General features: G+C 67.7%; 20 protein-coding genes. 15 read left to right on the top strand and 5 right to left on the bottom strand.

What is annotated here, in order from left to right:
• The first annotated feature begins 112 nt into the window (after positions 1–112).
• The 11 genes from Taqua_RS11680 to Taqua_RS11630 all read left to right on the top strand — a co-directional run bounded on the left by Taqua_RS11680 (position 113) and on the right by Taqua_RS11630 (position 9284).
• Positions 113–1162: a hypothetical protein gene (locus Taqua_RS11680; protein ID WP_144326798.1), complete on the top strand. Its 1050-nt coding sequence runs from the start codon at positions 113–115 to the stop codon at positions 1160–1162.
• The gene (tmk, locus tag Taqua_RS11675; protein WP_143968029.1) at positions 1159–1806 is read left to right on the top strand and encodes a dTMP kinase; all 648 of its coding nucleotides are present in this window, start codon (positions 1159–1161) and stop codon (positions 1804–1806) included. Before Taqua_RS11680 ends, tmk begins: the two co-directional genes overlap by 4 nt.
• On the top strand, positions 1803–2840 hold the full coding sequence (locus Taqua_RS11670) for a DNA polymerase III subunit delta' (protein WP_144326797.1): 1038 nt from the start codon (positions 1803–1805) through the stop codon (positions 2838–2840). The genes tmk and Taqua_RS11670 overlap by 4 nt, the downstream gene beginning before the upstream one ends.
• Entirely contained in the window at positions 2837–3214 is a 378-nt protein-coding gene (locus Taqua_RS11665) for a PilZ domain-containing protein (protein ID WP_144326796.1), read from the top strand. The genes Taqua_RS11670 and Taqua_RS11665 overlap by 4 nt, the downstream gene beginning before the upstream one ends.
• 49 nt (positions 3215–3263) lie before the next feature.
• Positions 3264–4094, top strand: a complete 831-nt coding sequence (locus Taqua_RS11660; RefSeq protein WP_144326795.1) for a TatD family hydrolase — start codon at positions 3264–3266, stop codon at positions 4092–4094.
• Positions 4095–4153: 59 nt separating this feature from the next.
• Positions 4154–4774: an ankyrin repeat domain-containing protein gene (locus Taqua_RS11655; RefSeq protein WP_246094706.1), complete on the top strand. Its 621-nt coding sequence runs from the start codon at positions 4154–4156 to the stop codon at positions 4772–4774.
• Between the two features lie 269 nt (positions 4775–5043).
• The gene (locus tag Taqua_RS11650) at positions 5044–5823 is read left to right on the top strand and encodes an ABC transporter substrate-binding protein (RefSeq protein ID WP_144326793.1); all 780 of its coding nucleotides are present in this window, start codon (positions 5044–5046) and stop codon (positions 5821–5823) included.
• A gap of 67 nt (positions 5824–5890) precedes the next feature.
• A complete protein-coding gene (locus Taqua_RS11645) occupies positions 5891–6586 on the top strand; it encodes an ABC transporter permease (RefSeq protein ID WP_144326792.1) in 696 nt (231 codons plus the stop codon).
• A gap of 16 nt (positions 6587–6602) precedes the next feature.
• On the top strand, positions 6603–7316 hold the full coding sequence (locus tag Taqua_RS11640; RefSeq protein ID WP_144326791.1) for an ABC transporter permease: 714 nt from the start codon (positions 6603–6605) through the stop codon (positions 7314–7316).
• A gap of 23 nt (positions 7317–7339) precedes the next feature.
• The gene (locus tag Taqua_RS11635; protein ID WP_144326790.1) at positions 7340–8476 is read left to right on the top strand and encodes a succinylglutamate desuccinylase/aspartoacylase family protein; all 1137 of its coding nucleotides are present in this window, start codon (positions 7340–7342) and stop codon (positions 8474–8476) included.
• A 28-nt stretch (positions 8477–8504) separates the two neighbouring features.
• A complete protein-coding gene (locus Taqua_RS11630) occupies positions 8505–9284 on the top strand; it encodes an ABC transporter ATP-binding protein (protein WP_144326789.1) in 780 nt (259 codons plus the stop codon).
• A 56-nt stretch (positions 9285–9340) separates the two neighbouring features.
• Here Taqua_RS11630 and Taqua_RS11625 read toward each other — a convergent pair whose 3' ends face one another.
• A complete protein-coding gene (locus Taqua_RS11625; RefSeq protein WP_185969618.1) occupies positions 9341–9832 on the bottom strand; it encodes a cyanophycin metabolism-associated DUF1854 family protein in 492 nt (163 codons plus the stop codon).
• 2 nt (positions 9833–9834) lie between these two features.
• Positions 9835–12132, bottom strand: coding sequence for a cyanophycin metabolism-associated ABC transporter (locus Taqua_RS11620; RefSeq protein WP_144326788.1), 2298 nt, complete (start codon positions 12130–12132; stop codon positions 9835–9837).
• Positions 12133–12246: 114 nt separating this feature from the next.
• Between Taqua_RS11620 and Taqua_RS11615 the strand changes: the two genes are divergently transcribed.
• Positions 12247–14421, top strand: a complete 2175-nt coding sequence (locus tag Taqua_RS11615) for a cyanophycin synthetase (RefSeq protein ID WP_144326787.1) — start codon at positions 12247–12249, stop codon at positions 14419–14421.
• A 37-nt stretch (positions 14422–14458) separates the two neighbouring features.
• The gene (cphA, locus tag Taqua_RS11610; RefSeq protein ID WP_144326786.1) at positions 14459–17053 is read left to right on the top strand and encodes a cyanophycin synthetase; all 2595 of its coding nucleotides are present in this window, start codon (positions 14459–14461) and stop codon (positions 17051–17053) included.
• 19 nt (positions 17054–17072) lie between these two features.
• On the opposite strand, the gene Taqua_RS11605 is transcribed toward cphA, so the two are convergent.
• Both Taqua_RS11605 and tadA read right to left on the bottom strand, forming a co-directional pair.
• Positions 17073–17993, bottom strand: coding sequence for an LD-carboxypeptidase (locus Taqua_RS11605; protein ID WP_144326785.1), 921 nt, complete (start codon positions 17991–17993; stop codon positions 17073–17075).
• Positions 17994–18001: 8 nt separating this feature from the next.
• Positions 18002–19060: a tRNA adenosine(34) deaminase TadA gene (gene tadA / locus Taqua_RS11600; RefSeq protein ID WP_144326784.1), complete on the bottom strand. Its 1059-nt coding sequence runs from the start codon at positions 19058–19060 to the stop codon at positions 18002–18004.
• Between the two features lie 827 nt (positions 19061–19887).
• On the opposite strand from tadA, the gene Taqua_RS13580 reads away from it, so the two are divergent.
• A complete protein-coding gene (locus Taqua_RS13580) occupies positions 19888–20574 on the top strand; it encodes a LysR substrate-binding domain-containing protein (protein ID WP_246094705.1) in 687 nt (228 codons plus the stop codon).
• A 16-nt stretch (positions 20575–20590) separates the two neighbouring features.
• Here the strand turns inward: Taqua_RS13580 and Taqua_RS11590 are convergent, their stop codons facing one another.
• The gene (locus tag Taqua_RS11590; protein WP_144326783.1) at positions 20591–21295 is read right to left on the bottom strand and encodes a hypothetical protein; all 705 of its coding nucleotides are present in this window, start codon (positions 21293–21295) and stop codon (positions 20591–20593) included.
• A gap of 219 nt (positions 21296–21514) precedes the next feature.
• On the opposite strand from Taqua_RS11590, the gene Taqua_RS11585 reads away from it, so the two are divergent.
• Positions 21515–22327, top strand: a complete 813-nt coding sequence (locus Taqua_RS11585; RefSeq protein ID WP_144326782.1) for a LytTR family transcriptional regulator DNA-binding domain-containing protein — start codon at positions 21515–21517, stop codon at positions 22325–22327.
• Positions 22328–22669 lie beyond the last annotated feature (342 nt).

The following is a 22669-nucleotide window of genomic DNA, read 5'->3' as shown; positions in this document are numbered from 1 at the left end:
TTTTGCGCCTCATTGCGGCCGTGCGCCTCATCGGCCGGTGGCTCGCCCAGCGGCGGCCAACCGAGACCAGTGGCGCCAACCCTGCCCAGCTGCGGCTAAGGGCGGCGTGAAAATGAATTTTTCAGGGGCGACCAAGTACAACACGGCGCTGGCCTTGGTTGGTTGGCTGGCGGTGCTGCTGGCGGCGCTGGCGCATCGGGTGCCGGCTTGGTCGGGCCGCTGGCGCATCGTCCGGCAGCATGCGCGAGGGCTACCGTGGTTCCTGGTCGGCCTGGCCCCCATCGGGCTGCACGCAGCGTGGCTGCTCGATGCGTGGCCCGAGGTCCAGGCCACGCTGGGCGCCAAAATGCAGGGCGACGGTGGCCACCGGACACAGGGTGTTGTGGCGCTGGCGGTGGCCTGGCTGGCCAACCTTACCCTGCCGGCGGCGTTGTTGGGGATGGCTGTTTGGTCAGGGGCGGGTGATCGCGCCGAGCCCGTCGACCCGCGTGGAGGTGACCACCACGTGCGCCGATGGGGACGATGGGCGCTGCTGTACGTCGCAGTCGTTGCGGGCAGCATGTCGGTGCTGGTGTTGGCTGGCGCGTTGCATCAGATCAAGGAACGCTGGGTGCTGCCACTCACCCCACCGCTGTTGGCGTTGGTGGCCATGGCTGCCACGCACGGCCATGTGGATTGGGCACGTCTGCAGCGCTGGAGCCTGGCACTGATCGCCACCGCGTTGGCCTTGCTGCTGGCACGCCCTTGGGTGTTGGCCTGGCTGGACCGTCCCGCCACCATCCGCTGGCCGGCGCGCGAGGCGGCGGCCCGCCTGGGCGCTGTGCTGCCGCCGCACGCCACGGTCGCGGCCGATCCGATCCAACTGGCGGGCGCGATGGCGGCCTACGGCCCGCGGGGGTGGACGGTCGTCTACCAGCACAGTGCCCCGGCGGTGCTGCGCCACATCCAGGCGTGCACGGTGTGGAGCGTGGCCGCGCATCACCCGCCTGCTGCACCGCCGCTGCCATATGCCTGGACTCCCATGACCCCCGCGACGACCGTCACCGTACCGATGCTGCCCGCGGGTCGCACGCCGACCACGGTAACCCTGCATGTGCAGCCTTGGCAGCGCACTGACGCGGTCTGCCACGCCCTGGACACCGTGTACGATCGCACCCCATGACGCACCCACGTCCAGGCGGCTGGTTCATCACCTTCGAAGGCATCGACGGCGCCGGCAAGTCCACCCACTTGCCGGCCCTGGCGCAGGCATTGCAGGCGCAGGGCAGGGTGGTGCTGCAAACGCGTGAGCCGGGCGGCACGCCGCTGGCCGAGCGCTTGCGCGAGCTGCTGCTGCACGAACCGATGGACCCGTTGTGCGAGGCGCTGCTGATGTTCGCCGCGCGCCGCGACCACTGGCAACGTGCCATCGAGCCGGCGCTGGCCGCGGGCCAGGTGGTGCTGTGCGACCGCTTCACCGACGCCACCTTCGCCTACCAAGGGCATGGGCGTGGGTTCGACCTGGGCGTGTTGGACACGTTGGAGCGCTGGGTACAAACGGACGCCCAAGGGCGGCTGCGCCAACCGGACCTGACGCTGTGGTTCGATGTGCCGCCAGCGGTTGCTGCGCAGCGGCTGGCGGCGGTGCGCACGCCGGATCGGTTCGAGGCCGAGCCGCTGGCGTTTTTCGAGCGCGTTCGCGCCGGCTACGCGGCGCGTGCCAGCGCCGCGCCCGAGCGTATCGTGCGCATCGACGCCACACGGCCACTGCCACAGGTGTGGGCGGAGGTCGAGTCGGTCTGCCGCGCCCGGGGGGTGTTGGCATGACCGCGCTGGCCCCTTGGCTGCAGCGGCAACTGGCCGCGGTGTTGACCCTGCGCGGGCACGCCGTGCTGCTCGATGGTCCGGCGGGCCTGGGCCAGTACGAACTGGCGTTGGCGCTGGCCCGACGCTGGCTGTGCGAGCAACCGCGCGGCCCCCAGGCTTGCGGCAGCTGCGCAGGCTGCCACGCGGTCGACGCACGCACGCACGCCGACCTGTTCGTGCTGTTGCCCGACGCGTTGGCGCTGGAGCTTGGCTGGCCACTGGACCCCGGCACCGCCGAGCGTATCGAGCGCAAAGAAATCAAGCCCAGCCGCCAAATCCGCGTCGAAGCCACGCGCGCCGCCATCCGGTTTGCCACCACGACCAGCGCCCGCGGGCAGGGCAAGGTGGTGCTGATCCACCCCGCCGAGCGGCTCAACGCCGAATCGGCCAACGCCCTGCTGAAAACCTTGGAAGAGCCTCCGGCCGGCGTGCGCTTCGTGCTGGCCAGCGAGGCCAGCCACGCGCTGCTGCCGACGATCCGCAGCCGCTGCCAGCGCCATGCCATGGCGTGGCCCAGCGCCGAAGAGGGCTTGGCCTGGCTGTCCGCTGCCGGCGCCGCGCAGGGGCTGCAGCTGACCACCGACGACTGGCAGGCCTGCTGGCACGCGGCTGCAGGGCGCCCCGCCCATGCCCTGCAATGGGCCCAGTTGGGGCTGCGGGCACCCCTGTGGCGCACGCTGCCCAAACGGCTGGCCGCTGGCGACCTTGCCCCCGTGGCCGAGTGGCCGCTGCCGCGCCAACTCGAAGTCCTGATGCTGGTGTGCCACGATGCACTGGCATGTGCACTGGGGGCGCCGGTGCGGCACTTCGACGCGGCCGACGTACCGACCCAGGCGTCGCCGCGCAAGCTCGCCGCGCTGTGGCGGGCGCTGCAGCAGGCACAACGACACATCGAGCACCCCTGGCAGCCGGGGCTGTGGACGCAAGCCTGGGCCGAGCGTGTGCGCACCGCGTTCAGCCCGGCAGGCCAGCCGACGCTACACTCGCGGCCATGAACACGGACATCGCGGGCGGCGATGCGGCCTCGCATCCACGCCCCACGGTCATCCAGCTCACGATCAAAGAAAAGGCAGCGCTGTACGCGGCCTACATCCCGCTATTCGCCGAGGGGGGTATTTTTGTGCCGTCGGCGCGCAGCTACACGTTGGGGCAAGATGTGTACGTGCTGCTGACCCTGCCGGACGATACCCAGCGCTACCCCATCGCCGGCAAGGTGGCCTGGATCACGCCGGCCGGCGCCGCCGGCGGACGCACCCAGGGCGTGGGCATCCGCTTTCCGGATGATGAGCGCGCCCGCGCGCTGCGCGCCCGCATCGAAGAACTGCTGGGGCCACTGCTGGCGGCCGACCGCCCCACCCAAACCGTTTGACGCACCAACCTTGGGCTGCCACCGTGCAGGCCCGACACCTACCCGCACCATGTTCACCGACTCGCACTGCCATTTGGACTTTCCGGAGCTGCAAGCCGACCTGCCGGCCATTTTGGACGCCATGCGCGCCGCCAAGGTGACCCGTGCGCTGTGCATTGGCACGACGCTAGAGCGCTTTGACGAGGTGCACCGCCTGGCCCTGGCGCACGCCGAAGGTACCCCACGGCTGTGGGCCACCGTCGGCGTGCATCCCGACCACGAGCACGACGCCGAACCCACGCTGGAAGGTCTGCTGCAACGGGCCGCCCGCGCGCGCGTGGTCGGCATAGGCGAAACCGGCTTGGACTATTACCGGCTCGACGGCCGCAGCATCGCCGACATGGAATGGCAACGCCAGCGCTTCCGGGTGCATATCCAAGCGGCGCGGCAGGCCAACCTGCCGTTGGTGATCCACACCCGCGCCGCCGCCGACGACACCCTGGCCATCCTGCGCGAAGAGGGCGGCCTGGGCAGCGCCGGCAACGCTGGTTTGCCGCCGGCGCGAGGGGTGTTCCACTGCTTCACCGAAACGCTGGACGTGGCCCGCGCGGCGCTGGACCTTGGGTTTGACATTTCATTTTCCGGCATCGTGACGTTCAAAAACGCCGCAGCGTTGCGTGACGTGGCTCGCTACGTGCCGCTGCAACGCACGCTGATCGAAACCGACAGCCCTTACCTGGCGCCGGTGCCGCACCGCGGCAAGACCAACACCCCCGCGTACGTGCCGTACGTGGCCGCGCAGCTGGCCGAGCTGCACGGCGTGGCGGTGGAGGAGGTGGCGCGCATCACCAGCGACAACTTCACGCTCCTGTTCGATCGCGTCAGTGCCGAAACGACATGAGGTTTCGAAGGCAACTCATTGTTTTGGGATGCCTGGCCGTGCTTGCGGGTGGAGCTGCCATGGCCTATGCCCAACGCGCCTACGACCGCTACATCACGGCCATCATCCGCGACGACGTCAGCACGGTGATCGACCTGCAACTGCGTGGCCTGGACGTCAACACCCCGGACCCCGACCTCAACCCACCGTTGGTGCTGGCGCTGCAGCGCGACGCGTTGGCCGTGGCGCGGCACCTCGTGACGCAGCACGACCTCAACCTCGAAGCAACCAACCCAGCAGGTGAAAACGCATTGATGATCGCGGCCTTGCGCGGTCATCTTGACATCGTGCAACAACTGCTGGCGCGCGGCGCACAGGTCAACCGGCCAGGCTGGGCGCCGTTGCATTACGCCGCCAGCGGCAAAACCGACCAAGCTTTGCCGATCACGCGGTTGCTGCTGGAACACCACGCCTACATCGACGCCGAATCGCCCAACGGCAGCACGCCTTTGATGATGGCCGCGCTGTACGGCACCAGCGACGTGGTGGATCTGCTGCTGGCCGAAGGCGCCGACGTGACGCTGCGCAACCAACAAGGCCTAACGGCGCTGGACTTTGCGCAGCGCAGCGGGCGCGACCACGTGGTGCAACGCATCGCGGCGGCGTTGCGGGCCACCATACGACCACGTGGCGAATGGTAACCCTCATGGGCACTTACAGCCTTATGTAGATACCCATCGCTTCCCTTTGTTTCTATGCGTCTCAGCCGCGCACGACAGTATGGTAGCGGTTGCCTCGGGCACGACTGCAAAGACCCATTCGTGCGGCGCCGCAAAGTTCTACAATGTGTATTATGTTAAATAACGTGGCACTCCACCACGACCCCAGGTAAACCCTAGCCCCCGCAGCGCCTTCAGCCGCCGTCGGCGCGCCTACAATCGCTTCACTTCCACCCTTTTTTCGTCTCATCATGCAACGACGCTTTCTTTTGGGTTCGCTGGCGGCCGTCGCGCTGCTGGCTGCGGGTGCCGCCCACGCCCAGAACAACGTGCTGCGTGTGGCCATCGACGCCACCTACGAGCCGTTCACCTACAAAACGCCCGATGGCAAGCCCACCGGCTTTGACGTTGACATCGCCGAGGCCATCTGCGCCAAGCTCAACCGCAAGTGCGTCTACGTCGAACAGGTGTGGGACAGTATGATCCCCGGCCTGCAGGCGCGCAAGTACGATGTCATCATCAGCTCGATGTCGATCACCGATGAACGGCTCAAGGTCGTCGACTTCAGCGACAAGTACTACAAGACCCCCAGCGGCATCGTCGTCAAGGAAGGCACGCCGTACAGCGGCCCGGCCTCGCTCAAGGGTAAAAAAATCGGTGTGCTTAAAGGCAGCACGCAAGAAAAATACGCGATGGGCGAGCTCAAGCCCGCCGGTGTGCAGGTCATCCCGTACGAGGCGCAAGATCAAGTCTACCTCGACATCAAGGCCGGCCGACTGGACGGCACGGTGGCCGACAAGGTGGAGGTCACCGGCGGCTTCCTCAGCAAGCCCGAGGGCAAGGGCTACGGCTTCGTCGGTCCCGACCTGTACGACGTCAAGTACTTTGGCTACGGGGTCGGTGTCGCGATGCGCAAAGGCCAAGACAAGCTGAAAGCCGACATCAACGCGGCGATCAAGGCCATCCGCGCCGATGGCACCTACGACAAGATCGCGAAGAAATACTTCGACTTCGACCCGTACGGGAACTGATTCCCTGCCCGGTCTGTACGCCGCCCGACCCTGATGGAGCGGGCGGCGTGTTGTTATTGCGCTGATCATGTTGGATTATTTGCCCGGCATCTTGCACGGCGCGCTGCTGACCGTGGGCGTCTCGTTGGGTGCGCTGGCGGTGGCGGTGCTGCTCGGTTTGCTAGGGGCAACGGCCAAGTTGTCCGGCCGCACGCCGTTGGTGGTGCTGGCCACGCTGTACACCACCGTGATACGGGGCATCCCGGAGCTGGTGCTGATGCTGCTGGTGTTTTACGGCGGCACCATCGGCCTCAATGCCCTGCTGGAAGCCTGGGGCGTGGCCGAGCCGGTCGACATCAACCCGTTTGCGGCGGGCGTGGTGACGATCGGTTTTATCTACGGCGCGTACATGACCGAAACCTTTCGCGGCGCCATCCTCGCCGTGCCGCGTGGGCAAATGGAAGCGGCGTGGGCGTTTGGCATGGGGCGGCTGGCAACGTTCGTGCGCATCACACTGCCCCAGATGGTGCGCCACGCCCTGCCCGGCTTCACCAACAACTGGCTCGTGCTGATCAAAAGCACCGCGCTGGTCAGCCTGATTGGTCTGAAAGATATGACCTTTTTGGCCAAGCAGGCCTCGGCCGCCACGCGCGAGCCGTTTTTCTTCTTTCTGTTCGTGGGCGGGCTGTTTTTGCTGTACACGTCGGCGTCGCTGTGGGCGCTACGCTGGCTGCAGCAACGCTTCTCAGCCGGCGTGCGCCAGGCCGACGGCTGGCACGGCTGACGTGGGGGGAGCGACGATGAACTGGTCGGTGATTTTCGAGCCCGCGCAGCTGCAGCTCTACGCCGAGGGCTTGCTGACGACGCTCAAGCTGCTGTTGGCCTCGCTGGCGGTGGGCGGTGTGCTGGCCGTCGGGTTGGCGCTGGCCCTCAACAGCCGCTGGCGCTGGCTGCGCGCCATCGTCGGCAGCTACACCTACGTCATCCGTGGCACGCCTCTGCTGATCCAGGTGTACCTGATCTACTACGGGCTGGCCCAGCTCGACTGGATCCAGGCACGCTGGGACGAGGTGTGGCCGTGGACGTGGTTCAAAGAGGCGTTTTTCTGCGCGCTGCTGGCCTTCGCCCTCAACACCGCAGGCTACACCGCCGAAATCATCGCCGGCGCCATGCGCCAAACCCCTTACGGCGAAATCGAAGCGGCGCGTGCCATGGGCATGTCGCCGCAGCAGGTGCTGTGGCGCATCATCATGCCCGGGACGCTGCGGCGCAGCCTGCCCGCCTACAGCAACGAGGTCGTGATGATGCTGCACTCGACCAGCCTGGCCAGCACGGTGCCGGCGATGCTGGACCTGACCGCGGCGGCCAGCCGCGTGTACTCGGACTTTTATTTGCCGTTCGAGGCGTATCTGTTCGCGGCGGCCATCTACCTCACGATCACGTTCGCGCTGGTGGGCCTGTTCCGCCTGGCCGAGCGGCGCTTTCTGGCCCACCTGGCGCCGCGGCGTGCCTAACCCCGGCGGGAGCCTGACGCGCCATGCACATCCAGCACCACCCCCTGCCCTGCACCAGCCTGGGCACCCAACGCACGCTGACCAGCCTGCATTTCGGCCGCCGCGGCGCGCGCCCCAAGGTGTACATCCAAGCCAGCCTGCACGCCGACGAGCTGCCCGGTATGCTGGTGGCGCATCATCTGCGCGGGCTGCTGACGGCGCTCGAGAACCAGGGCCGCCTGCTTGGCGAAGTGGTGCTGGTGCCGGTGGCCAACCCTATCGGGCTGGCGCAGCGCATCGACCACCGGCCGCTGGGGCGTTTCGAGCTGGCCACCTCGGAAAATTTCAACCGCCACTACCCGGACCTGGCCGAGGAGGCCTGGCAGCGCGTAGGTGCCGCCCTTGGCCCCAACCCTGACGCCAACATCAGGCGCGTGCGCGAGGCGGTGCTGGCCTGGCTGGACGAGCAACGGCCCTGCACCGAATTGCAAGGCCTGCGCCTACTACTGCTGCGGCTGGCCGCCGATGCCGACGTGGTGCTGGACCTGCACTGCGACTTCGAAGCCGTGTTGCACCTGTACAGCGAAACCGCCTGCTGGCCCGCGCTGGAGCCGCTGGCCGCCTGGCTGGGGACGCAAACCGTGTTGGTGGCCGACTACGGCGCGGGCGGTCAACCGTTCGACGAGCAACTGTCGGGGCTGTGGTCACAGCTGCGCGCGCGGCTGGCCGCCGCGGGCCGCCACGACGTGCCGTTACCCCAGGCGTGCGCCAGCACCACGGTGGAGCTGCGCGGCGAGGCCGACGTCGACCACACCTTGGCGGCGCAGGACGCGCAGGCCATCGTGTGCTACCTGCACCACCTGGGCGCGGCGCAGGGCGACGTTGCGCAGCCACCCCCTGCCCTGCGCTGCGCCGTCACGCCGTTGGCCGGCACCGAGTTGCTGCGTGCCCCCCACCCCGGCGTGATCGTTTTTGTGGTCCCGGTGGGCAGCCGCTTGGCGCCCGGTGCGCACGTGGCGGACATCGTCGATCCTTTGAGCGGCCAGGTCACGGCCCTGACCACCCAGCACGGTGGCGTGCTGTACGCCCGTACGCGTGAACGCTACGCTTGCGCCGGGCTGGAAGTGGCCAAGGTGGCCGGTGTCCAACCGATCCGCAGCGGCTCGCTGCTGTCGGCCTGAGCCCCTACCCTCCGTACCCAGCAACGCCATGAACACCACAACCCCCATCAAGCTCCAGGTGGAGGACATCCACAAGCGCTACGGCACTCACGAGGTGCTCAAGGGCGTGTCGCTGACCGCGCGTGCCGGCGACGTCATCAGCATCATCGGCAGCTCCGGCTCGGGCAAGAGCACCTTTTTGCGCTGCATCAACCTGCTGGAAAAACCACACGCGGGCCGCATCGTCGTGGCGGGCGAGGAACTGCGGCTGCAGGCCGGCCCCGGTGGCGAGCTGCACGCCGCCGACCCGCGCCAATTGCAACGGCTGCGCACGCGGCTGGCGATGGTGTTTCAAAACTTCAACCTATGGGCGCACATGACGGTGTTGCAAAACGTCATCGAGGTGCCTGTGCATGTGTTGAAGGTGCCACGTGACGAAGCGGTGGCCACGGCGCGGCGCTACCTGGAGCGCGTTGGGCTGCGCGGTGTCGAGGACCGTTACCCCGCACACCTGAGCGGCGGCCAGCAACAGCGCGTGGCCATCGCGCGTGCGCTGGCGGTCGAGCCCGAGGTGATGCTGTTCGACGAGCCCACCAGCGCGCTGGACCCCGAGCTGGTCACCGAAGTGCTGCGCGTGATGCAGCAGCTGGCCGAAGAACACCGCACGATGGTCGTGGTCACCCACGAGATGGGTTTTGCGCGCGAAGTGTCCAACCACGTGATCTTCCTGCACCAAGGGCGCATCGAAGAGCAAGGCAACCCGCGCGAGGTGCTCTTGCAGCCACGCAGCGAGCGGCTGCGGCAGTTTCTCAGTGGCAACCTCAAATAACTTTTACAACGCTCTGATGAAAAACGGCTTTTTGAATTGCACCCCAAGCCGCACGCCTACATGAACCGATCCAGCAACCGCCGGCTGTGGTGGTCGAGCGTATGCGGGTCGCGGATCAAATACTGCACGCCGTAGGCGTCCTGCACCAGCAGGACGCCGGGGGCGATGCGACGAATATCTTCCTCGCCTTTGAGCACGAAGCGCGTGCGACCACGGTCGGTGTCCACCGTCCAGGTGCTGGGGGTGGCAAAGGAGCTGACCTCCACCAGACGCGTAATGCGCGGCAAAAAAGCATGGCGCTGCAGGTGTTGCAGCAACAGCGCCCGGTCGTCGGCGGACAGACCGTCCAAGGTGGCCAGGTAGGCCACCTCGTGCCCGTGCGTGCCGACCAACGCGACCTCACCATGCGGCGCCTGGATGGGGAACGCCCGCACCGGGGTCACCGGGCCACACCATTGCCCATCGTCGCCGTGCCAATGCAGCCGCCCCATCGCATCTTCGCGCAGGCGGGCCTGGGGCGGGTTGTCCACGGGGGCTGCCACGGTCATCGTCACGCCTCCTTCCAGCGTTCGCGTTCGGCCTCGGCTTGGCGCTGCTGTGCCTCGTACAGCCGCCAGTACGCGCCACGACGCGCCAGCAACTCATCGTGGGTACCCTCTTCCACTTTGCGGCCTTTGTCCATCACCACCAGGCGGTCCGCGCGCCGCAGGGTGGACAGGCGGTGCGCAATGGCGATCGTGGTGCGGCCCTGCACCAAGTTGTCCAGCGCCTTTTGGATTTCTTTTTCGGTTTCGGTGTCCACGCTGGCCGTGGCCTCGTCCAGGATCAGCACCTTCGGATCGATCAGCAGCGCGCGCGCGATGCTGATGCGCTGGCGCTCCCCGCCCGACAGCCCTTGCCCGCGCTCGCCCACCAGCGTGTCGTATCCCTGCGGCAGGCGCAGGATGAACTCATGCGCGTGCGCCGCGCGCGCGGCGGCCACGATTTGCTCACGTGTGGCGTCGGGCCGGCCGTAAGCGATGTTGTCGGCGATCGTACCGTAAAACAAAAAGGGCTCTTGCAGCACCAGGCCGATGTGGCGGCGCCAGTCGGCCACGCGCACATCACGCACATCCACGCCGTCGATCAGGATGCGCCCCTCGGCCACGTCGTAAAAGCGGCAGATCAGGTTGATCAACGTGCTCTTGCCGGAGCCGCTGTGGCCCACCAGGCCCACCATTTCGCCGGGGCGAATGTCCAGGTCCAGCCCCTGAATGACGGTGCGGTTGCCGTAGCGAAACGTCACCCCTTGCAGCTGCAGGTGACCCCGCACGGTGGGCAGCGGAACGGGTTGGGCCGGCTCCGGCACGCTGCTTTTGTGGTCCAGGATATCGAAAATCCGCTTGGCGCCGGCGGCGGCCTTTTGCGTCACCGACGCGATGCGGCTCATCGAGTCGAGCCGGGTGTAAAAGCGCCCGATGTAGGCCAAAAACGCCGACAGCACCCCCACGGTGACTTGCCCGCGCGCCACCAGCCAGATGCCAAACCCCCACACGACGAGCAGCCCCACCTCGGTCAACAGCGTCACCGTGGGCGAAAACAACGACCACAGCCGGTTGAGGCGGTCGTTGACGGCCAGGTTGTGCCGGTTGGCTTCCCGAAAACGCTCGGCTTCGCGCGCTTCTTGCGCAAACGCCTTGACGACGCGGATGCCCGGGATGGTGTCGGCCAGCACACTGGTGACTTCGGCCCAGACGCGGTCGATTTTTTCGAAACCGGTGCGCAGCCGGTCGCGCACGACGTGGATCAGCCAGGCGATCAGCGGCAGTGGCAGCAGCGTGGCCAGCGCCAGCGGCGGGCTGATCGAAAACAAAATCACCGCCGTCATCAGGATCATCAGCACGTCGGTGGCGAAGTCCAGCAAATGCAGCGACAAAAAGATGTTGATGCGGTCGGTTTCGGAGCCGATGCGCGCCATCAGGTCGCCGGTGCGACGGTTGCCAAAATACTCTAACGACAAGCCCAGCAAGTGTTCGTAGGTGGTGGTGCGCAAGTCGGCCCCAATGCGCTCCGACACCAGCGCCAAGATGTAGGTCTTGGCCCAACCCAGCCCCCACGCCAGCAGCGCCGCGCCCAGCAGCCCGCCCAGCAGCGCCGCCACCAGCCACCAATCCACCGGCTGACCGTTCTGAAACGGGATCAACACGTCGTCCATCAGCGGAATCGTCAGGTACGGTGGCACCAGCGTGGCGGCGGTGGAGGCCAGCATCAGCGCAAACCCCAACGCCAATTGCCAACGGTACGGATGGGCAAACCGCCACAGCCGCAGCAGCGTGCGCGTCGTCGGCGGGGTTTGCACCACCTGCGTGCACACGCTGCATGACTCTTCGTCGGGCTCCATGGGGCTGGCGCACACGGGACACTGCAGCGTTTGCGGGGCTGCGCCGTCCGCAGCGGCTGCGCCCCCTTCATGCCGAGCCTGGCGCCACGCTTGCAAACGCTCAATCAACCGACGCGCCGCCAACTGCCGCCCCAGTGTGCAATGCCACACCGCCAAGCGCTCGCTGGGCTGGCCCTCGGCGTCCAGGCGCACCAACTGCAACGTCACCACGCCGTGGTGATCATGCTCGTGCAGCGTCAGCGTGCCGTCCATCACCCAGCGCTGCACGGGGGCATGCGTGCCTTGCGCCCAGTACAACACCCCGCGCGCCACCCACAGCAGCCCGTCGGCAAACGCCAAGTCGGCGTCCAGGTCGGTTTGCAGCCATGCCTCGGGCACGGCGTCGGGGCCGGCGCTGGCGACGGTCGCGCGCCAGGCGGGCGGCACCGCATGGGTAGACGCAGCGGCGACGGGAGGGGGATACGACATGTTGCAAACGACGGGAACTTGTAACACGGCCAAACGGGTCCGCACGCGCGACAATAGGGGCTGAATCGAGCGGCAGGGCCACGCATTCTACGGTCCGCCTCAGGAAAGCGATCCATGTCCACGACCATCGAGATTTTGCGTCTGCGCCACCTGCGTGGCCCCAACCTCTGGACCTACCGTGCTGCGCTCGAAGCGGTGCTGGACATTGGGGCGCTGGAAGACCGTCCCTCCAACACCATCGAGGGCTTGTACGAGCGGCTGACCGCTTGGCTGCCAGGGCTGATCGAGCACCACTGCGGCGTGGGCGAGCGCGGCGGTTTTTTGCAGCGGTTGCGTGAGGGCACCTGGGCCGGCCACATCATGGAGCACATCGCCATCGAGCTGCTCAACCTGGCTGGCCTGCCCACGGGCTTCGGGCAGACACGCTCGACCGACCAGCGCGGCGTGTACAAGCTGGTCATCCGCGCACGGCAGTGGGAGGTCGCACGCCAGGCGGTGCTGGACGCGCGCGACCTGCTGTGCGCCGCCATCGACGGCCGCGCTTACGACGTCGCGGCGGCGGTCAAGCAGCTCAAAGCGCTGGTGGACCGCTGGGCGCTTGGGCCCAGTACTGCGGCCATCGTCGACGCGGCCACCGCGCGACGCATTCCGCACATCCGCCTCATCGAGGGCGGCAACCTCGTGCAGCTTGGCTACGGCGCGCAGCTCAAGCGCATCTGGACCGCCGAGACCGACCGCACCAGCGCCATCGCCGAGGGCATCTCGCGCGACAAGGATCTGACCAAGCGGCTGTTGGCCGAGTGCGGCGTGCCGGTGCCCGAAGGCCGCGTGGTCGGCAGCGTGGACGACGCCTGGGACGCAGCGCAGGACATCGGCTTGCCCGTGGTGGTCAAGCCCACCGACGCCAACCACGCGCGCGGTGTGTCGCTCGACGTGCGCACGCGTGAGGAGCTGGTTGCCGCGTACGAACTGGCCGAGCGTGAGGGCTCCGAGGTGATGGTGGAGCGCTACATCCCTGGCACCGAGCACCGCGTACTGGTGGTGGGTGGGCGCATGGTGGCCGCCTCGCGCGGCGAGTGCGCATGGATCACAGGCGATGGCGTGCACACGGTGCGCCAACTCATCGAGCGCGACATCAACAGCGACCCACGCCGCGGCGAAGAAGAGGAATACCCCCTCGACACCATCCGCCTGCCGGAAAACCGCGACGTGATGTTGGAGTTGCGCCGCCAGGGGCTGGAACCTGACAGCGTACCCGCGGCCGGGCAGCGGGTGCTGGTGCAACGCACCGGGCTGCTGACCGACGATGTCACCGACTTGGTGCACCCGGATATTGCGGAACTCACCGCGCTGGCCGCCCGCGTGGTGGGTCTGGACATCGCCGGCATCGACCTGGTGGTGCAAGACATCAGCCGCCCCATGGCCGAACAGGGCGGCGCTATCGTCGAAGTCAACGCGGGCCCGGGGTTGCTGCCCCACCTCAAACCCGCCAACGGCAAACCGCGGCCGGTGGGTGAAGCCATCGTGGCGCACCTGTTTCCCCCGGGAGTGGCGGGGCGTATCCCGATTGTGGGTGTCAGCGGCACCCGCGCCACGGCGGCGGTGGCGCGCCTGATCGGGTGGTTGCTGCACCGCGCCAACCTGGCCATCGGCGTGGCGTGCGAAGGCCGTCTGTACCTGAACATGCAACCCGTGCCCACGGCCGGCGCCCCATCAGCGTGGGAAGCGGGTCAGCGTGTGCTGATGAACCGCTGCGTGCAGGCGGCGGTCATCGAAAGCTCTCCACGCAGCATCCTGGACGAAGGGTTGGCCTACGACCGCTGCCTGATTGGCGTCGTCACCGATGTGCCCGTACCCCAGGGTCTGCACGACCACTACATCACCACGCAAGAGCAAATGCGCAAGGTGCTTCGCACCCAGGTGGATGTGGTGCTGCCCGAGGGCTGCGCGGTGCTCAACGCCGACTGCGAGGTGTGCGCCGGGCTGGCCGAGCTGTCCGACGGCGCCGTGTTGCTGTACAGCGAACGCCCCGACCACCTGCTGCGCGCCGAGCACGTGGCGCAGGGCGGCCGCTTTGTCACCGTGGAAGATGGGCACGTCGTCGTGGCCCAGGGTGGCAACGTGCAGCCGCTGGTGCCGGTGCAGCACGCGGGCGTGCAAGCGCTGGTGCAGCGCGTGGGCTTGCCGGCGTTGCTGGCGGCCACCGGCGCGGCCCTGGCGCTGGAACTCAGCCCGGAGCTGATTCGCGTGGGCTTGGAAGTCGCCGCGGCCGAAGTGCCCGGCCTCTGATCGCCCCGTTCTGTTTTCGACCCACCGGAACCGTCCCATGAAGGTCAACCGTTTGCGGGCTCTGCGCGGGCCCAATCTGTGGAGCCGTCACACGGCGCTGGAAGCCACCGTGACATGCGAACCGCACGAGTGCGACGTGCGCCGTCTGCCCGGCTTTGATGAGCGGCTGCGTCAGCGCTTTCCGCAACTGGGCGCGTTGCCTCAGCCCAGCGCCGATGGCGTGCTGACGATGGCCCATGCGCTGGAGGTGGCCGCACTGGCGTTGCAAACCGAAGCCGGCTGTGCGGTGAGCTTTTCGCGCACGATCGCGGCGCCCGAGCCTGGCGTGTTCCAGGTGGTGGTGGAGTACGGGGTCGAGGACGTCGGGCGCGCCGCGTTCGACGCCGCGCTGCAGCTGCTGCAGGCCGCTCAGGATGACACCCCGTTCGACCTGCAGGCGGTGCTGGCGCACCTGCGTGAGCTGGACGAAGACCTGCGCCTGGGGCCCTCCACCGGCTCCATCGTGGAAGCCGCCGTGCGCCGCGGCATCCCGTACCGCCGCCTGACCACGGGCAGCCTGGTGCAGCTGGGCTGGGGCAGCCAACAGCGGCGCATCCAGGCCGCCGAATGTGACAGCACCAGCGCCATCGCCGAGTCGATCGCGCAAGACAAGGAATTGACCAAGCGGCTGCTGCACGCGGTCGGCGTTCCGGTGCCGCTGGGCCGCCCGGTGGCCGACGCCGAGGACGCCTGGCGCGCGGCGCAGGAGTTGGGCGGGGCCGTCGTCGTCAAGCCGCGCGACGGCAACCAAGGCAAGGGCGTCACCGTCAACGTGAGCACCCGTGAGCAGGTGCTGGCCGCTTACGAAGTAGCGGCCCGCTACGGCTCCGAGGTGATGATCGAGCGCTACCTGCCGGGCATCGACTTTCGCCTGCTGGTGGTGGGCAACCGGCTGGTGGCCGCGGCGCGGCGTGACCCGCCGTTGGTCATCGGCGACGGTGTGCACACGGTGCGCGAGCTGGTCGAGCGCGTCAACGCCGACCCGCGCCGCGGCGACGGCCACGCCACCCCGCTGACCCGCATTCGGCTCGACGCCATCGCCCTGGAGCGTCTGGTGCAACAGGGCCTCACCCCCGACGACGTGCCGGCGTTGGGGCAGCGCGTCGTGCTGCGCAACAACGCCAACCTGTCCACCGGTGGCACGGCCACCGACGTCACCGACGAAGTTCACCCCGACGTGGCCCAGCGTGCCATCCTGGCGGCCATGACCGTCGGGCTGGACGTGTGCGGAGTGGATGTCGTGTGCCAGACGGTGGCGCGCCCGCTCGAAGAACAGCAGGGTGGCATCGTCGAAGTCAACGCCGCGCCGGGCCTGCGCATGCACCTCAGCCCCTCGTACGGCAAGGGGCGCGACGTGGGCCAGGCCATCATCGACCACATGTTCGCCCCGGGGCAAGACGGACGCATTCCGCTGGTGGCCGTCACCGGCACCAACGGCAAGACCACCACGGTGCGCCTGACCGCGCACCTGATGCAGCGCCACGGCTGGCGCGTGGGCTTCACCGACACCAACGGCGTGTATGTGCAAGGCCGCGCCATCGACACCGGTGACTGCTCGGGCCCCAAAAGCGCACGGCGGCTGCTGGCCCACCCCGACGTGGACGCGGCGGTGCTGGAAACGGCGCGCGGCGGCATCCTGCGCGAAGGCCTGGCGTTTGACCGCTGCCACGTCGGGGTGGTGACCAACATCGGCACGGGCGACCACCTGGGCCTGAACTACATCACCACCGCCGAAGACGTGGGCGTGCTCAAGCGCGTCATCGTGCAAAACGTCGCGCCCAACGGCTGGACCGTGCTCAACGCCGCCGACCCGCACTGCGTGGCCATGGCCCCCCTGTCGCCCGCACCCGTCATTTACTTCGGGCCGGACGCGCACCACCCGGTGGTCGCCACCCACCGCGCGCTGGGTCGGCGGGTGGTGTTTGTGGACCATGACGCCATCGTGGCGGCCGAAGGGGGTTGGCACATGCGGCTGCCCTTGGCCGACATTCCGTTGACCGACGCGGGGCGCATCCCATTCCAAGTCGACAACGCGATGGCGGCGATTGCCGCCGCCTGGGGCGCGGGCGTGTCGTGGTCGGCCGTCGTCGAAGGGCTGCGCACGTTCGAAGCCACCGCGCAGGCGGTGCCCGGGCGCTTCAACCGCTTCAGCTACCGCGGCGCCAGCCTGGTCGCGGACTATGGCCACAACCCCGACGCCATCGCGGCGCTGTGCCGCACCGTGGAGGCCATGCCCGCGGGCAAGCGCGTCGTCGTCATCAGCGCCGCCGGCGACCGGCGCGACCAAGACATCATCGAACAAGGACGGCTGGTCGGCCAGACGTTTGACGAGGTGGTGCTGTTCGAAGACGCCTGTCAACGTGGCCGCGCCGATGGCGAGACGATCGCGCTGCTGCAGCGTGGGTTGCAGGGCGCGCCGCGCACACGCTGGCAAACCGCGGTGCGCGGGGAGTTCGCGGCCATCGACACGGCCCTGCAACGCCTGCAACCGGGCGACCTGTGCCTGATTCTCGTGGACCAGGTGGCCGAGGCGCTGCAACACATCCAGCAGCGCGTGGCCGAAGCCAGCGATACCGTCGCGGCGGCGACGTAAACCGGGCCAGCCCCCCGCCTCAACCCCACAGCAGCAGGGCTTCGCGGCCCTGCACGGTCAGATCCACGCGGCGCCCCACGGGCAGCATCACCTTGGTGGGCACGTGACCAAAGGGCAGCCCGGTCAACACGGGCACCTCAGGCAGCTGCGCGCGCAGCCACGCCACCACCGTCGCCAGCTTGAAGCCACGGTCGTGCGGGGTCAGCGTGTAGCGGTTGAACGCCCCCAGCACGATGGCCCGCTGCGCCCCCAGCACCCCGGCCAGCAGCAGCTGGGTCAGCATGCGCTCGATGCGGTAGGGGTGCTCGCCCACATCTTCCAAAAACAGCACCCCACCCTGCACCGCTGGCAGGTACGGTGTGCCCACCAGGTTGCACAACATGGACAGGTTGCCCCCCCACAGCACCGCATCGTGCACGTGCCAGCCCTGCGCCAGCGCGGGGTGGGCGTGCAGCGTTTCGGCCGGCAGCCGCCAGCCCGTGCCTTCGGCCACACCGTGCGCCACGTCGTCGAAACACGCCTGCGTGATGTCGTCCACAGCATCACCCGCCCAATCTTCCATCACCGCTGGCCCGGCCCACGTGGGCGTGCCGCGCTGCGCCAACACCGCCAGTTGCAACGCCGTGAAGTCGCTCAAGCCCACCCACACCATGCCACGGCGCGCGGCGGCGTCGATAGCTTCGTAGGGCAGCCGGGGCAGCAAGCGCGTCAAACCGTAGCCGCCGCGGGTGGTCATGGCGACATCGGCGCCGCTGGCCGCCGCGCGCGCGATGGCGGCCAGGCGCTCGTCGTCATGGCCGGCAAAGCGCTGGTGGCGCGCCAGCGCAGCAGGGTCCACCTGGACGTCGTAGCCTTGGGCCTGCAAGCGTCGCATGGCACGCCGAAACGCCACGCGGTCCCGCACCGCCCCACTGGGGGAATAAACGTAAAGGAATGGCATGACCCGCATTATCCGCCCCAGGCCCGCACCGCCTGCGGCCCGGCGCGGTGGCCGCGGTCCGGGTACGGGACGTCGGCCCAGTCCGGGGGCAGCGCCAGCAGCGCGTGCGCGGGGACGTCCTGCTCCAGCACCACGCGTTCGGCCAAGGCGGTGCGAAGCGCCCGCGCCAGCCAGTGCGTCCCCGGCGCCCATGCCACGCGCACCGGCCCCTGCGGTGGCAGCAGCGCGTCGAGCCACTGCACGACGATCTGCGCGTGGCGCTGCGGCGTGTGCCAGGCGACTTTTTTGGGCTTGTCACTTTGGCCAAAGCCGATCAGGTCCGGCACCAACACGCGCTCACCGCGCGCCACCGCCGCCCCCATCCACGGCAACCACTGCGGCCACCATGCGTCGGGGCCGTGCACACACAACCACGGCACGGGGGCATCACGGCTCCCCACATCCAGGGCGTGCAAGCGCAAGCCCTGCAAGGCATCCAGGGCCTGCCACGTGCGGCTGTGCTGGGCTTGGCGCAACCCCCAACGCGCCTCGGCCTGCGCCCACACCCCGGCAAAGCGCTCGGGCGGCGTGCGCAGTGCATCGTCGCGCAGCGGTTCGGCCCGCGCACGCTGCTGGGCGCGCCGCTGGGCAAAAAATTGCCGCATCAGCGCTGCTGCTTCGTCGGCGCGCACCCCGGCCGTCACCTGGGTGTGTGGGTTGAGCGCCGGCACCGAAAACAGGTCCACCGCCGACCCCGCCGCCCCGGTGCGCGGCTCCGCCGCCCCGTACACCACCCGCGCCAGCCGCGCGTGCAGCGCCGCCTGCGCGCACATGGCGCACGGCTCCACCGTCACGTACAACACGCACCCCGGCAGCCGGTAGTTGCCCAACGTGCGGGCGGCCTCGCGCAAGGCCAACACCTCGGCGTGCGCCGTCGGGTCATGGCTGCCCACCGGCTGGTTGTGGCCGCGCCCGACGATGCGCCCGTCACACACAACCACCGCACCCACCGGGACCTCCCCCACCGCAGCCGCTTGCCGCGCCAGGGCCAGCGCCTCGGCCATGTAGCGTTCGTCAGCATCTGTCATGATTGACTGCCTGGCGAAGCAGCTTGCGGTGGACAGTCAGGTCATTCCACGTTGGCACACGCTGCAGTTCCGGGTCGACCGAGGGCGACATGCACGCGCGCGCCCCGCAGAAACGTCACCATCCTGCTATGGTAGCGCAGGCATGGCGACCGTGCCGATCGGCTCACACCGTGAGCCTCGACCTGTGTCATGCTCCCAACCGCCTCGGCAGGCAAGTGGGCAGCGCGAAGCAAGACACGCGCGCCCAGCCGGGCCTGCGGTACGTGGCCAATCTGCAACCGCGAGGAGCGTAGCCTGGGCTGCACAACACCCCGCGAGGTCGATAACTATGGGTACCCGCGAACCATCTTTTGCCGCCTTCCGGCGTCACCGCTACCGCGCTCATATGCAGGGCTGGCTCCTGCTGTCCCTCGGTGTAGCCACCGTGGCCTATGTCCCAACATTGCCCAATGAGCCGTTGTGGCTGGCGGTACCGGTTGCGTTTCTGGCTGCGGTTTTTGTCGTCGCCATCGGCGTACCAGCCAGCGGACGGGGGCAGAGGTCATCCCCCTGCCCCACGCACGCCTTGCCGCGCCTGTGCCGCGCGTGGCTTCACCGCCGGCCACGTCGCGGTGCAACACGCCATCGCCGCACGCGCTGCGCAGGCACCGGCAACTGCCGCCATCCCCAAGCCGTCTGCTCCCCAGCCTCGGCGTGGGAACTGGGTCTGGCCGCTCCTGTTGGGCCTGTGGATCGGCAGCGCCTGGGGTGGCGATGAGTAACGCTCTACCCTACGTCATCGGTTCGGCTCGCACCGGGCTCACCGGTCCTTATGCCTTCGCGCCGCAGTGGACGTTCCAGCGTCGGGGCGCACTGCAAAAGACCAGCCGCCGGCGCGCCCGCCATTCAACGCCTACTTTCCCGGCCCTGACGGCGATGCCTGGATCGATTTCGCCGACGGCACGGCCATCGACTGTTGCCCGCGCACGGGCACACGCGGGTTTTTCAGTCACTGGCGGCGCTGGTTCGGCTGGTGGTATGCCGGACTACAAAAGCGTGCGCTGGCCAATGGCCGCTACTTTCCGTCCCCTGCCGTGCTGCGTGTACGCACCTCGCGCGAGGGAACAATACGTGTGGAAATGGGCTTTGCGCCGGGCTTCTTGCCGGGCGACCGGCTCTATGTGCTGGCCACCCGGTTCGACGGGCGAGGTGGCGGCCATACCTGCTGGGCCCGGATGAGCCTTTGCCGACGCAAGCCGGCGTGCGCGCGGTGCTGCGCGTGGCGGCCGAGCGCTGGCGTCGTCCCAAGGAAGCAGGCCGTGATGGCCGGCATGGGGCTGTCCTTCCTGTCGCTGCGCACCGTGCGCCGCGAGCTGGCTGCCGGCCATATGGCGTTGCTGGACATCTGCGGCATGCCCATCGTGGGCAAGTGGTACGTCACCCACCTGAGCCAGAAGAAGCTCTCGCCTGCGGCGCAGGCGTTCAAGAAGTTCCTGATCGAGCCGGCCGAGCCGCTGAACGAGGCTTGGGCCTGAGAACGCAGGCCCGGCCTCAGCCAACCAGGCGGCGCGAGCGCCAGACAAAAAAAGCCCGGTACAGCGCCACGCTGACCACCATTCCCCAGGTCATCCCTGCGAACATGCCGCCCAGCATGGCGGGCAAGCTAGCGTTCGCCCCGCTCAGCGACCAGGGTGCCAGGAACAGGGCGCCGGCCGTCATGCCCACCAGCATCCAGCCCGAGCACATCAGGTTTTGCAACAGCAGCGAGCACAAATAGCGCCCACAGTCCTGGTGCTGGCGCAGCAGACGCAGACTGGGGATGGCCAGCAGCCCGCCGAGCAGCATGCCCACATGCATGCCGGGCAAAAACTCCAGATGCAATAGTAAACCCTCGGTGAAAGTCAGGCTGGACGTCTGGCCACACAAACTGGCCAGCCGGGCTACGCCGGCCTGCCACAGATCCCAGCCCAGCCCCAGCAGCATGCCCCCAAAACCCAGTGTCAGCATGACATGGGGTGGCGACAGACCCGCGCGCTGCGGCCGTACCCAACCGAGCGCCGCGCAGCCCAGCCCGACCAGCACCACGGCGTTGACGATCGCCAGCCCCCCCGCCTGCTCAGCCCCGAAGCCGCTCTGGCCCAGCCCCCAAATACTGGCCGCCACGACTGCCAACAGCAGCGCCGGGGTGATGCGGGACGACCCGATACCACGCACCAGCCATGAGGCTTGCGGCTGCTCTCGATTGAGGATCGTCATGATCCGCCTCCACTTGCTAAATAGGCTGACATTCATCAGCGTGCGCGGGTTTACATCATTGACAAGCCGGCGGCGACCCGCTCACACTGATCGGCACCTTCGCACTCTAGCAAGCCGCCGCCGCACCGGCGCAAGGTCTCAACGAACGGCCATGGCGCTGCACGAGCGACGGCTGCCTTGCACGAATGCCTTTTCATGCCATAGCTATCTGGACGCGAGATGAAAAACTGCCCGCTCTCCCATGACCCCACGGCGGCCAGCAGCAGCAATTCCTGGCTGTATCTGTTGGAGCGCTTCGACGTAGGCGTCATCCATCTGGACAAAAACCTGCGTGTGGTGGGCATGAATGACTTCGCCCGTCGCAGCCTGCCGGTGCAGGACAAGCTGCCTTTCGACCGGTATGTACTGGATTTTCACCCAGATGCAGCCAAAAACAAGGTCAAGTTCCTGCTCGATCAGGCCGAATGTCCCGTCAATAACGCACCGCCCATGGCCATGATGATCAACATCCCGGACCGCATGCTGCTGATCAAGGTGACCAAGATCAGCGACGTGCAAGGCCGGACCACGGGCTACACGCTGGTCTTCTACGACATCACCGCGCTCGTCAGCCACGAAACCGAAGTCAACCACCAGGCGCGCGAAAGCAGCGATCCGCCTACGCAGCAACGCCGCCTCTTGCGCAAGATTCCGACCATCAAACAAAACCGGGTCCTGCTCGTCGATGTGTCCAGTGTGTCTTTCGTGCGCTCCGAGGGGCACTACACCTGGATACACACCTCGCAGACCAGCCAGTTCTGCAACCTCAATATCGGCGATCTGGAAAGCCGGCTCGATCCCCAGCTCTTCGTGCGCGTGCATCGCAGCTATATCGTCAACCTGTCACACGTGGACGAGATCGTGCGCGATGAAGGCCGCATGAAACTGCGCATGATGGGGGCCACCCCGGTCGAGATTCCTGTCTCCCGCAGCAGCGCTCCACGCCTGCTGGAGCAGTTGGGTTTGGCCGGCTCGGCTGCGGTACGCACATAAATCAGTCAACATCAATGTAATCAACAACTCATGGCTATGTGTCGTATCCCGGATGATCATATAATGCCCTCCCGCCACGGCTACTTAGTCGCCCCTGAAATATTCATAACCACGTGATTTTTCTTGTGTTATTGTCTGTTTGCGAGTACAATTTCCCCCAGATTTGATGGTCTGATGCGCCGTTTTCTGGGAGTTTTGCGATGTTTGCCTGCCCTGCCACCGAGGACTTCTTCCGCGCCCGGCTCGATCAGATGATCGACCTGCGCCATCCGCTGGCGGTGTTGTCCTCACGCATGCCGTGGCAGGAGTTGGAAGCAAGGCTGTCGCACCTGTTCATGCGCA

Source organism: Tepidimonas aquatica (assembly GCF_007556585.1).
GTDB classification, from domain to species: domain Bacteria; phylum Pseudomonadota; class Gammaproteobacteria; order Burkholderiales; family Burkholderiaceae_C; genus Tepidimonas; species Tepidimonas aquatica.
Note: the sequence above shows the minus strand (reverse complement) of the source record. Positions and strands in the feature narration are given on the sequence as shown.

Bases quoted from the DNA above. Each gene is read 5' to 3' on its own strand.
- Taqua_RS11585 (WP_144326782.1), top strand. From the start codon at position 21,515: ATGAAAAACTGCCCGCTCTCCCATGACCCCACGGCGGCCAGCAGCAGC.
- Taqua_RS11605 (WP_144326785.1), bottom strand. From the start codon at position 17,993: ATGCCATTCCTTTACGTTTATTCCCCCAGTGGGGCGGTGCGGGACCGC.
- Taqua_RS11640 (WP_144326791.1), top strand. From the start codon at position 6,603: ATGAACTGGTCGGTGATTTTCGAGCCCGCGCAGCTGCAGCTCTACGCC.
- Taqua_RS11630 (WP_144326789.1), top strand. From the start codon at position 8,505: ATGAACACCACAACCCCCATCAAGCTCCAGGTGGAGGACATCCACAAG.
- tmk (WP_143968029.1), top strand. From the start codon at position 1,159: ATGACGCACCCACGTCCAGGCGGCTGGTTCATCACCTTCGAAGGCATC.
- Taqua_RS11665 (WP_144326796.1), top strand. From the start codon at position 2,837: ATGAACACGGACATCGCGGGCGGCGATGCGGCCTCGCATCCACGCCCC.
- Taqua_RS11615 (WP_144326787.1), top strand. From the start codon at position 12,247: ATGTCCACGACCATCGAGATTTTGCGTCTGCGCCACCTGCGTGGCCCC.
- Taqua_RS11620 (WP_144326788.1), bottom strand. From the start codon at position 12,132: ATGTCGTATCCCCCTCCCGTCGCCGCTGCGTCTACCCATGCGGTGCCG.
- Taqua_RS11635 (WP_144326790.1), top strand. From the start codon at position 7,340: ATGCACATCCAGCACCACCCCCTGCCCTGCACCAGCCTGGGCACCCAA.
- Taqua_RS11655 (WP_246094706.1), top strand. From the start codon at position 4,154: ATGGCCTATGCCCAACGCGCCTACGACCGCTACATCACGGCCATCATC.
- Taqua_RS11590 (WP_144326783.1), bottom strand. From the start codon at position 21,295: ATGACGATCCTCAATCGAGAGCAGCCGCAAGCCTCATGGCTGGTGCGT.
- Taqua_RS11680 (WP_144326798.1), top strand. From the start codon at position 113: ATGAATTTTTCAGGGGCGACCAAGTACAACACGGCGCTGGCCTTGGTT.
- Taqua_RS11650 (WP_144326793.1), top strand. From the start codon at position 5,044: ATGCAACGACGCTTTCTTTTGGGTTCGCTGGCGGCCGTCGCGCTGCTG.
- Taqua_RS11625 (WP_185969618.1), bottom strand. From the start codon at position 9,832: ATGACCGTGGCAGCCCCCGTGGACAACCCGCCCCAGGCCCGCCTGCGC.
- Taqua_RS11660 (WP_144326795.1), top strand. From the start codon at position 3,264: ATGTTCACCGACTCGCACTGCCATTTGGACTTTCCGGAGCTGCAAGCC.
- tadA (WP_144326784.1), bottom strand. From the start codon at position 19,060: ATGACAGATGCTGACGAACGCTACATGGCCGAGGCGCTGGCCCTGGCG.
- Taqua_RS11645 (WP_144326792.1), top strand. From the start codon at position 5,891: ATGTTGGATTATTTGCCCGGCATCTTGCACGGCGCGCTGCTGACCGTG.
- cphA (WP_144326786.1), top strand. From the start codon at position 14,459: ATGAAGGTCAACCGTTTGCGGGCTCTGCGCGGGCCCAATCTGTGGAGC.
- Taqua_RS11670 (WP_144326797.1), top strand. From the start codon at position 1,803: ATGACCGCGCTGGCCCCTTGGCTGCAGCGGCAACTGGCCGCGGTGTTG.